Source organism: Gimesia aquarii (assembly GCF_007748195.1).
Taxonomy (GTDB): Bacteria; Planctomycetota; Planctomycetia; order Planctomycetales; family Planctomycetaceae; genus Gimesia; species Gimesia aquarii.
Window position 1 is genome coordinate 1362648 of the sequence record NZ_CP037920.1, and the last position, 15552, is coordinate 1378199.

Below are 15552 nucleotides of genomic sequence, written 5' to 3' on the forward strand. Positions count from 1 at the left end.
TAACCCTGTTAATTGCTCTCTATAAGCGCTTCTATTATGACGATTCAGACAGTCTTATGCGAGCCAGACGTCAATCAATCCCACAAAGAACAAACCAATACTGATCAGAGCATTGACATGAAAAAATGCCAGATTGACGCGTCCCAGATCTTCTGGATTTACAAGCAGATGCTCGTACACCAGCAGACCGGATACGACAAGAATTCCCAGTAAAAAAGGGATTCCCAGAGCGGCTACATACCACAGACTGAAAAGGCAGACAATGGTCATGAAGTGACTGAGCATGGCAAAGCGGAGTGCTTTTTTGATGCCCCATCGGGAAGGGATGCTGGAAAGTCGCTTTGCCTGGTCAAATTGCACATCCTGGCAGGCGTAAATGATGTCAAAGCCTCCCACCCAGAAAAATACAACGGCCCCCAACAGCAGTGGTTCAATCGAAAGGCTGCCTCGAATGGCAATCCAGGCGGCAATGGGAGAGAGCATGAGAGCCGTGGAGAGCCAGTAATGACACCAGATGGTAAATCGTTTGGCATAAGAATAACCAAGCAAGAAGAGCAGAACAGGGACCGACAGATAAAGGGGCCAGCGATTGGGAAGAAAGAGGAGTGTCGATGCAATGAACGCCAGCGACGTGATCAGAGTAAAGAGAAATACCGCACGCACACTAATCAACCCAGCGGGGAGGTGGCGGCCTTGAGTGCGCGGATTTTGTGCGTCAATTTCGCGATCAACGAGTCTGTTAAATGCCATCGCCGCTGAGCGTGCAAACAGCATACATAACAGAATTCCTACTAACTGCTGCCAGCGAACTTCGTGTCCGCGCCAGGCCAGCACTGCTGAGAGTAGCGCAAAAGGGAGTGCAAAAATGGTATGGCTGAAGCGAATTAATTCCAGCAGCAGACGCAGTCGGGCCAACATTTTTAAGTCCAGAAATGGGGTTTGTCTTCAGACACACAAGGTTATGAATGCATATTTGCTGTGGTTTATCTTAGCTGATTGCGAGACGGCTCCCAAGTCAGCCGGCCGCGAAACTGAGTGCAAGGCCAGGGAAATCTATATTTCTTAGATTACCTCGATGGGAAAGTGTTGAGCGAAGCGACATAGTTCAGAAAACGCTCATCGACTCCAGGGATATCGCGTGGGAGACGCGCACTTAATACTTCAGGTTGATCGTCTGTTTTCAGTTCTGCCAGATAGTCCAGTAGCGTGGCGCGTGCATCGGGGTTACTGTTAAGCATGAAATGAACCCAGGCCCAGGCTTCCTGATAGTCTACCCGCTGCATCTGCGAGACTTTTTCAAGCTGTTCCAGCCGTTTCATATCGGGCTTCCAGCCATTATCAAGTGCTGCCGTTAAACGTGATGCATGATCGCGGTTGATTTGCCCTGGTGTATTACCAGCAACTTCAAAATATTCCGCAAGTCCTTCATCCAACCAGAGCGGTACTGTTTTCAGGCTGGCATGTAGTAGTCCATGCGTAAATTCATGTCGCAAATCTTCCTGAATACGCTCGCCCCAAAACGTATACACGGCTAATTCTTTGGGCGTTCCGACAAAGTAGGCGCGGCGCGGAGGCAAACCCGGGTAGGTGAGATCCAGATAGTTGCGATATTCTTCTTCGTTCGAGAAGAGATACACGGTCACTTGCTCGCTGTTAAGCGGGATGTTTAATGTCTCGGCGACATCTTCACGCAGTTGAATTAAGTCCTGAAACAGTTCATGGTCCTGGCCCAGTTTAAAATCACTCAAGACAATTAATTGTTCTGCACTGACGCTGTGTCGGGCTGGCAGATGGACGGTTTGATTTTTTGCCGCACTATGACATCCTTCAGTCAGAAGCAGGCAGAAAGTCAGACAAACACTCAAAGCCATTGATTTGAGTGCTGTCAGACAATGCGTGTCTGAAATGTTACCAAAACTAGTGAGTGATTGTGGTTTCACGATGGGTGGGTATTATCTCATTGAGCAGTAAGTGGATCAAAACCTGGGGCTATGGTTTATTAAAGTTTAACGGAACTCTCTTCTTTCTCAGCAGAACGTTTCTTGTTTGGCAGTTGGAACACCCCATCAAGCAGTCCATTTGAGGCTGATTGAATGATGAGATTTCCTTTACCGTCATCAATCAATGACTGCGCCAATCTTGGGTGCTCTTTCCAGTTCGCTGCACGCCATTCTCTGATGTCGACATAAGCATCGCGGAGCCCGGCTTGTGATTTGGGGACCACTAACCAACCTTCTTTCGATTGTATTAAATGATATTCAAAAGCGGCGTACATGCCTCCGGCTCCAATCAGCATGAAGAGCAGAGACGCTATAATTCGGCGCATCTTAGCACAGTTCCTTGTATTAAATAGTAGTCCATCGTCTTAGATCAGGGGCGGGATCATCTCAGAAACAGGGAAATGCAGCAAGAGTGAACTTGTGGTCTCAATACAAATTTGTATTCATTTATACATTATGAGGGTCTGGTGGATTGAAGTAGTCACCCGGACTGATTTTTTTGCCACACAGGAACTGATCGATCTGCATGGCGCGTTTCCCCTGTGGTTGTACCTGTTTCAGCTCCAGGAACCCATCACCCGATCTGATTATCACCCGTTTTGTATTGGCAAAAACGACTGTCCCGGGAGACGAATCTTGTTGTCCTTGATTGACATTAAGTGAGTTCAGCTCGTCTGTTGTGACATTTTCGACATCCAGAACGAGCAATCTTAACGGTTCTTGTCCGGATTGGTGTAAAAATGAGAATGGGCTTGGCCAGGGTTGCATGGCTCTGACATGACACCCGATTTGAAAGGTGCTTTGATTCCAGTCGATGGCACCTTCCCCTTTATCCAGAGTGGGGGCTAACGTTGCTTCTTCATGATTTTGAGGAGTTTCCACCAGCGTACCCTGCTCAATGCTATCGAGCACTTGCATCGCGAGTGGGGCAGCAAGTGCCGCCAGTCGTTCTTGAACTTCGCCTGTGGTTTCTTTGGGGCCGATTGGCGTTTCGACCATGGCAGCCACAGGACCGGAGTCAAGAGAACGCTCGATCCGAAACAGGGAAACACCAGTTTTGGTTTCTCCATTCCGAATCGCATATAAAATTGGGGCCGCCCCACGGTATTGAGGCAACAGTGAGGCATGTAGATTGAAAGCCCCCTGCTTCGGAATGTCCAACAGCTTTTGTGAGAGAATCTGACCATAAGCGGCCACCAGGAAAACATCTGCCTTTAGGCTTCGTAATTCATCGAGCGATTCTGATTGGTTAATTTTGGGAGGTTGAAAGACTGGAATCTCGTGCTCGAGCGCTAATTCTTTCATTGGATTTTTGTGCCGATGATGCCCACGGCCGGTGCGGTCAGGCTGAGTATACAAGCCGAGAACCTGATGATCGGAATCGATGAGCGCCTGAAATGCGGGGATGGCAAACGTCCCGGTTCCCATCATCACAACTTTTAATGGCACTGGTATTTCTCCTCAATCTAGACTAACAATCAATCATTTCTAAGCTGAAAACCACTCAATTGCGATCAGGTTTCCTGAAAAACCTCGTATCGATTTCGACAATGCGCGAACAAACTTCAGGAGTTGACTGATGTTTTTTAGCCCAGATCGAGTTCCAATTGAGATAGTTGTTTGCGAATTTCCTCATCAGACGGGTATTCGCCTTGTTGCTGTTTATGCAGGAATTCAGATTCAAAATCTGCAATTTGCGCTTCCAGCTCTTCGCGCTTTGCTTCAACCATTCGATCGGGAAACAAAATTCCTTCCAGATGATCATGCTCATGCTGCACAGCACGGGCGGCCAGATCATCCAGAGTGATTTCAAACAATTGACCATCCAGATCATAGGCTTCGACCGTGATTTCTTCCGATCGTTTGACATCTCCATAAAGCTGCGGAAGACTTAAACAGCCTTCTTCGCCTTCAGTGGTTCCTTTGCGTTTTGTGATTTCCGGATTAATGAATACAAATTCTTCTTCTGTTTCATTGGGATCCGATGTCAGGTTGATCACAAACAGACGATACGGAAGTGCCACCTGATTGGCAGCTAAGCCGATTCCCCGTGCCTCATACATCAGATCAAACATCGTTCGCACCGTATCACGTAAATCTGGTGATATGCTTTTGATGGGCTTCGAAACCCAGCGGAGAGCAGGGTGGGGATAGTTCACGATTTGTAGAGCAGCCATAACTATTGATGTTACCCCTGGCAGGGTATTTATACAGTGGGAGTTCTCATAAAAGTCTCATTTATCCCGGCGAACGCTATGCGCAGGCGAGCCGATAAATGACATAACTACCTGTATATCAAGGCTGAAAGCGAGATACAATCCATATGTCCGCGAACAAATGCATTGTTGCAGTTTTTTTGTACAATGCTTCCTGCCCTCATGGCAGGAAACGATTGATAGATCCTGCCCTTCGGCCTGAATCAGGCCGAGTTGACAAGACTGCAGTGAATCACTTCTTTGTATTTGGCTTAATACATGGGAAGTGGATCAAGTGGTGCATAGGCTGTTGTAGGAACTGTTCCTTGAATCACTGGTGCACCAGCCGTCGATTGATAGGTATTGTAGCTGTTATAAGCTCCCTGTGGTGCGTATGTGGGAGCACCAAGGCCAGTTCCACAATTACCTGATGAGCATCCACCACCTCCACCGAAGGGGGCCGTTGGACCATAGTAGCCACCACAACGTGATCCGCAGTGACAGCCTGTCGTCATGGTAATTAATGCAAGACCCAGAAACATAAATCCAAAACGTTTCATTAGAGTAATCCTTTTCTTCAACAATGACGCGATAAAAAGTTTATCGCTGATCTTCAATTTGTGATGTGGAATAGTATCAATAGGTTATGAAGCAACCGAAGTTGCCGATTTGTTTAAGTTGATGGGAACTTGACTGGAATTCAAACCAGCCCAGTGTGCGGTAAATCCACCAGGATGCCGCTGTGGATTTGTAACAAAAGCAATTGATTCGTCTCGGATTTCATTGACTCCTTCGGTTAATGAGACCGTGGCGGAGTGCTGTCCCCTCCAAATTTGGAGACCGGGTCCAAACCCTTGAAACTGACCGGAGATTACGGTTTCCCAACCAGATGAAATTCGACTGATGCTGACACCAAGCTGACGCCGTAAATTCCACCAGCGAAAAAACGTTTCCAGGGAGGTGACCCAGACAAGCGGTATTTGCTTTCGATCCAGGTTGATATTTTGTAATAACAGGTCGAGTTCTTTCCGCGATGGAACTGAAGGGAGCGATACAGGCAACCCTTGTCGATATCGACTTATCAAATCCACACGGAACTTACGTTGAACTTGAGTGTCGAACTTGCCATGCCAGTCGTATTCTGATTTCAAATGCAACAACTCCAGGGGAACCGGTAAGGGGCTCATCACATTTGAGAACTCGCGGAATTCTTTTCCCAAAGCAGATTCGCCGTAGCAAATCACACCCTGATAAGGGTAGGGATAGTCGGCTAATCTGATCCAGGCGCCTCCCGTTTGTTGTAAACGTTCTTTGAGTTGAATAACAAACTGGGAATGAAACTGTTCGACTTCAACATCGGCTTGTTTACCCAGTTCACTCTTCTGGCGACCAGTGGCAGAGGGGCTGGCAAATTCAGAAAGGTCAATCAATGGAATATTACAGTGAGAGAGAATCTGCAAGTCATGCTCATTGAAAGTTTTCTGAGATCCTACCAGTAACAGGTTCCACCGCGATGGCTGGTAACCTGAAAGCTGAGCCAGGTCATCCTGAAGTTCGATGACCGAGAGTCCCATTTCGCGCAAGCCCTCTCTGACAGAAGCGGAAACCCCTGCAAGAAGAATTGGGTATTCTGGTAAATGACGCGAAACGGACATGGATTAAGTTATCTTTATATGTGAAACAAAAAGTGTTGGTGCATCGTTCAATTTCATTGGAAATAAAACAATACAACTTGATATGAAAGGTAATCAGTGAATCAATTGATGGGTAATCAGTGTGGGAGGTGAGTGACAGGCCCATAGAACAGGCGCAAGAATCACTAATGTGAGGCGGGAAGATATTGCTTTTTGGAAGTCAGGTCAATACGAATGCAAAGAATGAAATAAGAAAGTACAAAAACCTTTAACCTTTTTTCTGATTTGGTCATTTTTTACCAAAAATATTTCTGAATTCTGATTCTTGCCGGATGGAATTCGACTCCTTGGAAGGATTGACAGCAGAGATATTTCATACGAGTTAGATCAAAAATCATCTGAAATTTGTGGTTCACAAAGGGAATTTCAGAGCCAATTTACGATTTTCAAATTCCCTTAAAAATTGGGGTTGGTGAAAATCATGAATCCCAACTATACTCCCCCTCTCGCGAAACAGATGGATTGGTTTGTGAGAATGATTTTCGAAAATTTGAAGAGGAAGCAATTCTTAAAAATAAGAAGCTTCTTTCAATATTGAGCGAAGATCAAAGTACTGACTGATATTATACAACAACGTCATAGCATGGAGGCGCGGCGTGGAAACAGTTCTGGTTGTTGGACTTGATACGGTTGCCGGAGCAAATATCGCAACCTGTTTATCCAATCGATATCGGGTTATCGGATTAACTTCATCGACACCGGTTTTCATCCAGGGATGTGAAACTCATACTTATCTGGAAGATGACGTAGAGACCGCCGAACATTGGCTCTCAACAATTCGTCCACAGTGGGTCGTCTATTGTGGCGTTGCCGCTCACTCTGCCTGGTCTGTTGATCCGGCGAAATTCACCTCGAACGATCCTGTATTGGCAGTCCGTAACTGGGTGAATGCATCGGAGTTGCACTGTGCACGCTTTACACATATTTCATCCGACGCCGTTTTCACGGGACCTTGGATGTTTCACGAAGAAGACTGTCAGGGCGTGTGTGAAAGCCAGGAGGCAGATTTAATTCGTGCTATCGAACGTGAAGTCAGCCTTTGTGATAATACTCTGATTATTAGAACGAACGTGTTTGGCTGGTCACCGACTGCTAATGGTACAGGTAGCATCGAAGAAATCGTACAGACATTGGAGGCAGGTACATTTTCTCAAAATAATTGTTATCGGCATGCAACACCTTTATTAGCAACCGACCTGGCTGCAATTATCGAACATGCTTATCAGGAACGTTTGACAGGAATTTTTCACGTCGCAGGTGGCGAACGAATCAGTCCTGCAGATTTCATTCAACGACTCGCAAAAACATTTGGACTTTCGGAACCGGCATTTCCCCGGGCTGAAGTGTTGAATGAAAGACCCACTGGTTTCGCCAATGGAGAAACGTCACTTCATACTCAAAAAATTCGTCGTCAGTTGAGTATTTCAATGCCCATGCTTGACGATGGTTTGAAACGACTTTATGACCAACAGCATAATGGTTTTCTCAATCGTTTGAATAATGAGCCAGCCAGGCAGTTCGAACAGGAAATTGCTGCTTAGGCAAGATAAGATAACCGAAATCAAACCCTCGCTAAAAGCGAGGGTTTTTTATTGATTGGCTGATCGATGTTTTAAGCCAGGATTTTCTTGACGACCTTGGCTTGATTGACCCCAATCAAACGCTGATCCAATCCCTGGAAGCGGTAAGAGAGTCGTTCGGGATTCAGTCCCAGAAGATGCAAAATCGTGGCGTGTAAATCATATACGGGGACTTCATCTTCAATCACGTTGAAGCCGAAATCATCGGAGCGTCCGATCGTAGTTCCCCCTTTGATGCCACCTCCTGCCAGCCACATGGTAAACGCATTGGGGTGATGGTCACGTCCGTCATTTCCCCCCTGCACCATGGGAGTACGACCGAATTCTCCTCCCCAAATGACGAGGGTATCTTTTAATAAACCACGCTGTTTGAGATCTTTAATCAAAGCTGCTGCGCCTTGGTCGGTGGCTTTACAGTTATTTTTCAAACCACCTACGAGACCGCCATGCTGGTCCCAGGATTCATGGAACAATTGCACGCAACGCACACCTCGCTCAACGAGTCTGCGGGCGAGAAGACAGTTATTCGCAAACGAGGTTTTGCCGGGTTCGGCACCGTACATTTTGAGCGTCTCTTTGGTTTCCTGGGCGATGTTCATGACATCAGGGGCACTGGATTGCATACGGTACGCCATTTCAAACGAATTGATGCGTGTGGCAATTTCCGGATCGCCTACTAGATTCAAGCGATTTTGATTCAAGGCCTTTAACGTATCGAGCGAGTCACGTTGTAATTGCTCAGAGACTCCTGGTGGATTTTTTAAGTAGAGTACGGGTTCCTGTCCGCCACGGAACATGACCCCCTGATGAACTGTCGGGAGAAAACCGCTGCCCCAGCACGAATTTCCACCGCTGGGTCCTTTGTTACCGGAACTGAAAACAACGAAACCGGGTAGATTTTTTGACTCACTCCCTAATCCATAGAGCGTCCACGCCCCCAGACTTGGTTTTCCGAAAAGTTGTGAACCAGTGAGTGCCTGAATTTGAGCGGGTGCATGATTGAAGGCATCGGTTTTCATACTTTTGATGATCGCAATGTCGTCGGCGACTTCTGCCAGATGCGGTAGCAGTTCAGAGAGTTCCGCTCCCGATTCACCATGTTTCGCAAATTTGAATTTCGGACCTAAAAATTTTGATTTGGGGTCGATAAACGCGGCGCGATATCCCTTCAATAAATCTTCAGGAGGGAGTTTTCCGTCAAATTTCCCTAATACGGGTTTGTTATCAAACAATTCCAGATGACTGGGACCACCACCCATGAACAGAAAAATGATATTTTTCGCTTTGGGAGGATGATGCGGTTGTTTGGTTGCCAACGGGTCCTGAGCCACGATGTTATTTTTGGGGGCGGCATAACCAGATTCCAGCAAGAGTTGATTCACTGCGATGGCACCCAGGCCGACTCCGCACTGTTCCAGAAACCAGCGTCGTGCGATGTGTTGTGATGTATGAACGGGATGATTATTCATAAGTATTACCTGTTTTGATAAAAAAGAGCCGCTTGTCAGTTCTGTTCAGTACGTAGCTGGTAAACTTCGGTTATTCTTTTGTAATTGTTTCATCCATATTGAGTAGTACGCGTGATAAAGCTACCCAGGCTGCAAATTCGGTATTGGGAATCTTTGTTTTTGGGGTAGCAGCAATCTGTTTTGCTTCATCTGAATGTTTGGCAAAATAGTTGCGTTGTTTTGTCAGGAACTGGGTGAGTAGTTGTTTCTCTGAATCAGAAGGTCGGCGTGAAACACAACGACGAAATGCGGTTTCAATTCGTCCTTCATCTGTATTTTCCTGCTGGGTCAAGATGATCTCCGCTAGGCCAGTCGCACATTCTAAAAAGAGTGTTTCGTTGAGTGTGGTCAGTGCCTGTGAAGGTGTATTCGATCGAGAACGTCTGACTGTCGAAATATCGCCATTGGGGGCATCAAAGGCTTGTAGCATGGGATAAGGGACCGAACGGAAACGGAACGTATAAATGGCGCGACGATAGCGATCCTGGTCTTTGTCTTCATTCCAGGTTTTGGGACCGTAACTGGCCGGTTTCTGAAACAGAAACGCGGGTGCCGGTGGATAAACAGAAGGGCCGCCGATTTCTGTATTTAAAAGCCCTCCAGCTTTTAAGGCGATATCTCTCACAATCTCCGCATCCACTCGATAGCGGGGGCCACGGACGAAGAGCCGATTATAAGGATCTTTTTCATAAAGTTTTGGACTGACTTGTGATGATTGCTGATAGGTTCGTGAAGTGACGATCAGCGTATGCAGTTTCTTCAAGTCCCAGCCTTCGTCCATAAACCAGACTGCCATCCAGTCCAACAGTTTACGGTGTGTCGGTGCTTCACCTTGTGAACCGAGGTCTTCGCTGGTACTGACGAAACCTTTTCCAAAGTAGGCCTGCCAGACTCGATTCACGATCGCGCGGGCTGTGGTTGGAGATTTACGATCCACGAGCCAGCGTGCAAATGTCAGTCGATTGATTGGTGTCCCTTGAGGCAAGGCATGCAGAAAATCAGGAACTCCAGGATCGACGACTTGTTTTTTCTTAAGAAAGTCGCCGCGATCCAGTAAGTGAGTTTTTCGTGTGGCAGGACGCTCTTGATAAACCAACTGTGTTGTGCCTCGAGGGTGTTGCTTCCAGAGGGATTCAATCTGAGCAACCTCTGTTTTCCATTCAGGGACCGTTGTGATCCAGTAGCTGAAAACCTGATTTTGTTGTTCTGCTGTTCTTTTTGCTGTTGGAATTAGCAGTATCTGTCTGACATGATCGGGAACAGGATCTGCCTTGGCATTTTCGGAAGTCGTGCAAGAAATACGAAAACGTCCCAGATTCATACTTTGATTGTCATCACTGTTCCAGCCTCCATGCATTTGCACCAGACTTACTTTGAACCTGGTTCCTTCCGGATAACCAAACGGTTTTTCGGCGCGAAATACGGCTTCGCGAGGTTGATTGCATCGTCCCGGACCGGCATCAATGCCCCAGGCAGTAGTGTTGTCTCCATCGATTGCGTAAGAGACTGGTCCGATGAAACCGCGCACTCCCTTTTTATCTCCATATTTCGGGGACAATTCCTGACGTTCATTACTGAAGTCTGCGGTGACTTCGGAAAATTTCACATTCGTTTTCTGTTTCGGATCTTTTACATTTTCCACCGTAAGTTTGAGATCTGTCAAAGCACAGAGCCCTTCGATGGATCTTCCCGGCCCTCCGGCGGGTAGATTGGGGTGATTCAACAATTCCAGTTTGATCGCATTGATTTCTGAAGCATCAACTGTCGCTCCAAAATTGGAAGTGAATTTAGAAGGAGCATACCCCTGTGCCAGTACTGATTGGTCTTCCTGTTCAAAGTAGCGTTGGGAGTTACTGTCTAAGTTGGTGAGTTTTAACACTGTCCATTGAGGTTGGTTTTGTTGGACCAATTGTTCCCAGGCTGCCATTTTTGTCGACCAGTCCGGGGTCTTTGCTTTGAGAGTCTTTTCAATGGCTCTGATTTTCTGAAAAAGCTTTTCCCGTTGTTGTTGTTCTTCGTCCGTGTAGCCGCGGATGCTGGCTTCATAAGAATTGTTGATGCAGGCAAAAATCTGATAATAGTTTTCCTGTGTTAAAGGATCGTATTTATGAGTATGGCATTGACCACATTGTAATGTGAGCCCCATCACGCTTTTACCAATGGTATCCATGCGGTCAAACATGGCAGCCATCCGAAATTCTTCTGGATCTATGCCACCCTCTTCGTTCAACATCGAATTACGCATGAAACCAGTTGCCACTATTTGATCTTGTGTTGCATTTGGCAGCAGGTCACCGGCGATCTGTTCGATGATAAATTGATTATAAGGCATGTTCTGATTCAGTGCGTCAATCACCCAGTCACGATAAAGCCACACGTTGCGTGGGGCATCTTTTTCGTAGCCGTTTGAATCGGCATAGCGGGCTGCATCAAGCCAGATACGTCCCCAACGCTCACCATAGTGTGGTGAAGCAAGTAGTCGTTGAACCTGTTTTTCATAAGCATCGGGGCGTTTGTCACTCAGAAACTGATCGACTTCTTCAATACTGGGAGGCAACCCAATGAGGTCCAGACTCAGACGCCGCAGTAGCGTCGTACGGTCGGCTTTGGGGGAGAAAGAAAGCTTCTCCTTTTCCAGTTTTTCCAAAATAAAAGCATCAATAGGATTTTGCACCAGATGTTGTTCACTCACCTGTGGCAGTGTTGCTTTTTCGGGAGGACTAAAAGCCCAATGCGAAGCCCAGGGGGCGCCTGCTTCAATCCATTTTCGCACTTTTTCAATGTCGGACGGAGACAGTTTTTTGCCCGAGTCAACAGGCGGCATGCGTTCGTCTTCGTTAGTAGAAATGATGCGTTGATAAAGCAAGCTTTCCAATGGTTTGCCGGGAACGATTAAAGCATGACCATCGTGTGAACCAAAGGCGGTTTCTTTTAAGTCTAACCGTAAATCTGCTTCGCGGTGTTCGTCATCGGGACCGTGACAGGAGAAACAACCATCAGAAAGCAGAGGGCGGATAACTGTGGCAAAATCCAATTCGGTCTGTGCTGAATTTTTTGTTTCTGCAAAGCTAAACTGAAACAGTGATACTACGAATATTCCGCAGCAGAGAGACAATAATGCGAGCGTTCGAACGACCATCATGATTCTTTCGGTTAACCTATGAAGTTTGGAAATCAAGGTGATTAGAAGAAAGATGCGGGGCACATTTTGACTGACTGTTAAGACTCGTCAGTAAATTTGCAAACACGGATTTTTCTGTTAATCGGATTGATTTTCAAACTTCAAAACCAAACACGAGTGAATACCGGTCCGCCACTTTACCCAAAAGTGGGGTAGCTCAATAGTTTCTAAAACCAAACGAGCAGGTGACTTAAGGCTAGGCAAGGTGGGCTGATGACCTGAAGTCTATACGTCTTATTATAGGGGACGACGGGTGGGAAATTCAAGTTTTGTCTCTTGGGGTCTCTTCAAATTGAGACACATAATTATGAAGACACACGCGAATTCATTGCTGTATTTTCATTAAACGTTAACAAAAGGCGCGATTTGATCAATTTTGCTACGCATTTTTCATTTCTTCTTAACATGTCTTAAGGAAATATCTTCACATTCACTCGATATCGTACTCCCAATTGAGACTTTCAGCCGGCAAGTAAAGTTTCAAGAGAAAAGTTAAGGTTGAATTCAATCTAAGAGTGAGTCGAGGGGGGCAGATCATATTCAAACATCAATTGCCTAACTGATGGGGATGAACTGTTCTAATTGAGAAAAGTAAATTGTTCTAAGCCTTCTATGTACACGAAATCTAACTGTCAAACTATTTTTGAAAAACAGGAAACAACATGAAAAAATCACGTGCTCTTACTGTCAAACGATCAGGTTTTACTCTGATCGAACTTTTGGTGGTGATTTCGATCATCGCTTTGTTAGCTGCTCTGCTGATTCCAGCAGTCTTCGCAGCACGAGAATCTGCACGTTCTTCTCAATGTAAAAGCAATCTTCGTCAGTTTGGTATTTCCATGCACTCTTTCGCTTCTACAGATCCCAGCGGAAGATACTGCACAGGAGCCTACGATTTCCGTCGTGACGGATGTCCTGACACTTGGGGTTGGGTGGCAGATATGGTTAACAGTGGATCCGGTCTTCCACAGAAAATGCTGTGCCCCTCATCTACATTGCTCGGGTCTGAAAAGCTGAACGACATGATTGGTGTTGCAAACACCAGTAATAAAGACTCAGCTCCACTCAGCCGCCTGAGTGAAGGAGTTTGTGCAACCTGGACTTCAGGTACAGAAGGTACTCCTGCTCGAATTCTTCAAGTAGCTAAATTGCTGGAAGATGGATATGGAACGAACTATGCTTCTAGCTGGTTTTTGGTTCGCTCCGGGGCAAAAACCAACGCCGGTGTGACTTCATCTGGTTTGAAAGGATTTGCTGGCAGCTTAGGTCCTCTAACCATTCGTCGTCTGGATTCTTCTCGGGTTTCTTCTTCCGCAGTCTCATTCATGGGATGTGGTGCTCCCGGGGATGCCAGTGAAGCGGTATTGACTGATACAATTCCAGGATTTCTGGAAGCTGGTAACCGATTGGCAGAATCATTTAATGATGGTCCTGGCTTTTGGAATCCTGCAGCGGGAACTGGCGGAGCGATCGACTTGATGCCTGCTGGTACCAATGTGGTGGGAGCGATTCCTACTGAACTTCCCGACCAAAACCGTGCTGGAACAGCTGGTCCTGACGGAACGCTCTGGTTACAGGATTCTCGTGACTGGTTTGCATGGCACGGTCGTGGTCGTAACAAAATCGTCAATATTCTGATGGCTGATGGTAGCGTAAAAGCTATCGTGGACTTGAATGGCGATGGGTTCCTGAACCCAGGCTTCACTGGTTCTGCATCAGGTGGATCTGGTCACACAGATGCGACTGTTGAATTATCACCTTCTGAAGTCTTCTCCGGCCCCTGGTTGGATGCTCAGTTGACCAAAGGTAACTTCGAATAATCGTAATCTGCTATCTAAAAGCTGATTCCATTGCGAGTGGCTGGTTTTTAACCGGCCACTCGTTTTTTTGTAGGGAGTCTGATCAGAGAGTTAGGAGTCGTCTTTATTGACATCGATTATGAAATGATATCCTTTATAACATGACCGTGTACGTCGGTTAAACGACGATCAATGCCGTTATGTCGGAAAGTCAGCTTTTCATGATCAATTCCCAATTGGTGTAAAATCGTGGCGTGCACGTCATAACACATCGTTGGATTGGCTGGGTCAGCCGGTTTGAATGACCATTGATCCGACTCTCCGTAAGTGGTGCCACCTTTGATACCACCTCCAGCGAGCCAATTGGTAAACACAAATGGATTATGATCGCGGCCTTTGCTTCCCTGGCTACAGGGCATTCTCCCAAATTCGGTGGTCCATAAAATAATCGTATCATCCAGCATGCCGCGCTGTTTGAGGTCTTTAATCAAGGCAGCCGCGCCGATGGACATGCCGCGTCCTAACGGCCAGTGATCGCGTTTGATATCTTCATGCGAATCCCAGTTGCGACGCGGAAAACCGTTGTCAGCACCCGACCAGATTTGCACAAACCGGACCCCCTGTTCTAACATGCGCCTTGCCACCAGACAGTTTCGTCCAAAGTAAGCAATTTCAGCCTGCTCGCTAATCCCCTCTTGTACTTCAAAGTCAACTGAATCGAGCCCGTACATGTTGAGCGTACTTTTGGTTTCGTTCGAGAGGTCAAGTACCTTCGGAGCCTGCAATTGCATCTTAGCAGCCAGCTCATACGATTGAATGCGGGCATTCAATCGAGAATCGCCTGCACGTTCCTGTTCATGACGGCGATTCAACTGCTTTAAGGCGGCTTGCACATCACGATCGCTCTGGCGAGTAATAAAATCATTTGACGCGGGGAATAAATTAGAGATCGGTGTCTGGGAATTAGGACGAATGATTGTCCCTTGGTTACTGGCAGGTAGAAAGCCGGCAGACCAGTTGGCAGCACCATTAGGGGCAAAACCGCGTGGGTCAGGCAACACGACAAAGGTCGGCAGATTATCGGTCATGCTGCCTAGTCCATAACTGATCCAGGCACCCATGCCGGGAAATCCAGGCAGAATGAAACCGGTGGCCTGCATAAAGGTGGCTGGTCCATGGACGTTCGACTTGCTGACCATGTTATGAATGAAAGCCATATCATCCGCGCATTCCCCCAGTGGAGCAACGCATTCATTGAGCCACTTTCCAGAATCACCGTACTGCTTCCATTTCCATGGGGCCTGCATTGTATTGCCTGGTGAGGACTGAAACAATTTCACTTCTTCGCCGGGAGTCCAGGGTTTACCATGTTCTTTAATCAGTGCAGGTTTATAGTCAAACGTATCACATTGACTGGCGGCACCCGACATATAAAGTTGGACCACACGTTTGGCGTGAGGCGGATGGTGTAACGTTTGCGTATTTGTTTGTGGTGCTGCTAACAGTTGATCGTTCTTCAACAGTGAAGCCAGGGCAATTCCCCCCAGTCCGCCTCCCGTTGACATCAGAAACTCTCGACGATCCATAAGACCACT

The 15552-nt window shown here is 46.8% G+C and carries 12 protein-coding genes; 2 read left to right on the top strand and 10 right to left on the bottom strand.

Annotated features, from left to right (window positions below; all coding sequences use genetic code 11):
* Positions 1 to 54: 54 nt before the first annotated feature.
* The 7 genes from V144x_RS05635 to V144x_RS05665 all read right to left on the bottom strand — a co-directional run bounded on the left by V144x_RS05635 (position 55) and on the right by V144x_RS05665 (position 5850).
* Positions 55 to 918 (bottom strand): UbiA-like polyprenyltransferase, encoded by an 864-nt coding sequence (locus V144x_RS05635; RefSeq protein WP_144982623.1) that lies wholly within the window; start codon positions 916 to 918, stop codon positions 55 to 57.
* Between the two features lie 149 nt (positions 919 to 1067).
* Positions 1068 to 1940 (bottom strand): DUF1570 domain-containing protein, encoded by an 873-nt coding sequence (locus V144x_RS05640; protein ID WP_232098892.1) that lies wholly within the window; start codon positions 1938 to 1940, stop codon positions 1068 to 1070.
* 59 nt (positions 1941 to 1999) lie between these two features.
* Positions 2000 to 2326: a hypothetical protein gene (locus tag V144x_RS05645; RefSeq protein WP_144982626.1), complete on the bottom strand. Its 327-nt coding sequence runs from the start codon at positions 2324 to 2326 to the stop codon at positions 2000 to 2002.
* Positions 2327 to 2447: 121 nt separating this feature from the next.
* Positions 2448 to 3449, bottom strand: a complete 1002-nt coding sequence (gene fmt / locus V144x_RS05650; RefSeq protein ID WP_144982629.1) for a methionyl-tRNA formyltransferase — start codon at positions 3447 to 3449, stop codon at positions 2448 to 2450.
* A gap of 137 nt (positions 3450 to 3586) precedes the next feature.
* Entirely contained in the window at positions 3587 to 4177 is a 591-nt protein-coding gene (def, locus tag V144x_RS05655) for a peptide deformylase (RefSeq protein ID WP_144982632.1), read from the bottom strand.
* A 290-nt stretch (positions 4178 to 4467) separates the two neighbouring features.
* Positions 4468 to 4755, bottom strand: coding sequence for a hypothetical protein (locus V144x_RS05660; RefSeq protein ID WP_144982635.1), 288 nt, complete (start codon positions 4753 to 4755; stop codon positions 4468 to 4470).
* An 84-nt stretch (positions 4756 to 4839) separates the two neighbouring features.
* Entirely contained in the window at positions 4840 to 5850 is a 1011-nt protein-coding gene (locus tag V144x_RS05665; RefSeq protein WP_144982638.1) for a hypothetical protein, read from the bottom strand.
* A 635-nt stretch (positions 5851 to 6485) separates the two neighbouring features.
* Between V144x_RS05665 and V144x_RS05670 the strand changes: the two genes are divergently transcribed.
* The gene (locus tag V144x_RS05670; RefSeq protein WP_197998773.1) at positions 6486 to 7430 is read left to right on the top strand and encodes a sugar nucleotide-binding protein; all 945 of its coding nucleotides are present in this window, start codon (positions 6486 to 6488) and stop codon (positions 7428 to 7430) included.
* Between the two features lie 71 nt (positions 7431 to 7501).
* Here V144x_RS05670 and V144x_RS05675 read toward each other — a convergent pair whose 3' ends face one another.
* Complete coding sequence (locus tag V144x_RS05675; protein ID WP_144982644.1) at positions 7502 to 8938, bottom strand: DUF1501 domain-containing protein; 1437 nt, start codon at positions 8936 to 8938, stop codon at positions 7502 to 7504.
* A gap of 70 nt (positions 8939 to 9008) precedes the next feature.
* Entirely contained in the window at positions 9009 to 12119 is a 3111-nt protein-coding gene (locus V144x_RS05680; RefSeq protein ID WP_232102726.1) for a PSD1 and planctomycete cytochrome C domain-containing protein, read from the bottom strand.
* Between the two features lie 701 nt (positions 12120 to 12820).
* Here V144x_RS05680 and V144x_RS05685 point away from each other — a divergent pair.
* On the top strand, positions 12821 to 13978 hold the full coding sequence (locus V144x_RS05685; RefSeq protein ID WP_144982647.1) for a DUF1559 family PulG-like putative transporter: 1158 nt from the start codon (positions 12821 to 12823) through the stop codon (positions 13976 to 13978).
* 116 nt (positions 13979 to 14094) lie between these two features.
* On the opposite strand, the gene V144x_RS05690 is transcribed toward V144x_RS05685, so the two are convergent.
* Positions 14095 to 15543 (bottom strand): DUF1501 domain-containing protein, encoded by a 1449-nt coding sequence (locus V144x_RS05690; protein ID WP_144982650.1) that lies wholly within the window; start codon positions 15541 to 15543, stop codon positions 14095 to 14097.
* Positions 15544 to 15552: the final 9 nt, after the last annotated feature.

Bases quoted from the DNA above. Each gene is read 5' to 3' on its own strand.
- V144x_RS05665 (WP_144982638.1), bottom strand. From the start codon at position 5,850: ATGTCCGTTTCGCGTCATTTACCAGAATACCCAATTCTTCTTGCAGGG.
- V144x_RS05685 (WP_144982647.1), top strand. From the start codon at position 12,821: ATGAAAAAATCACGTGCTCTTACTGTCAAACGATCAGGTTTTACTCTG.
- def (WP_144982632.1), bottom strand. From the start codon at position 4,177: ATGGCTGCTCTACAAATCGTGAACTATCCCCACCCTGCTCTCCGCTGG.
- V144x_RS05660 (WP_144982635.1), bottom strand. From the start codon at position 4,755: ATGAAACGTTTTGGATTTATGTTTCTGGGTCTTGCATTAATTACCATG.
- V144x_RS05680 (WP_232102726.1), bottom strand. From the start codon at position 12,119: ATGATGGTCGTTCGAACGCTCGCATTATTGTCTCTCTGCTGCGGAATA.
- V144x_RS05635 (WP_144982623.1), bottom strand. From the start codon at position 918: ATGTTGGCCCGACTGCGTCTGCTGCTGGAATTAATTCGCTTCAGCCAT.
- V144x_RS05690 (WP_144982650.1), bottom strand. From the start codon at position 15,543: ATGGATCGTCGAGAGTTTCTGATGTCAACGGGAGGCGGACTGGGGGGA.
- V144x_RS05675 (WP_144982644.1), bottom strand. From the start codon at position 8,938: ATGAATAATCATCCCGTTCATACATCACAACACATCGCACGACGCTGG.
- V144x_RS05645 (WP_144982626.1), bottom strand. From the start codon at position 2,326: ATGCGCCGAATTATAGCGTCTCTGCTCTTCATGCTGATTGGAGCCGGA.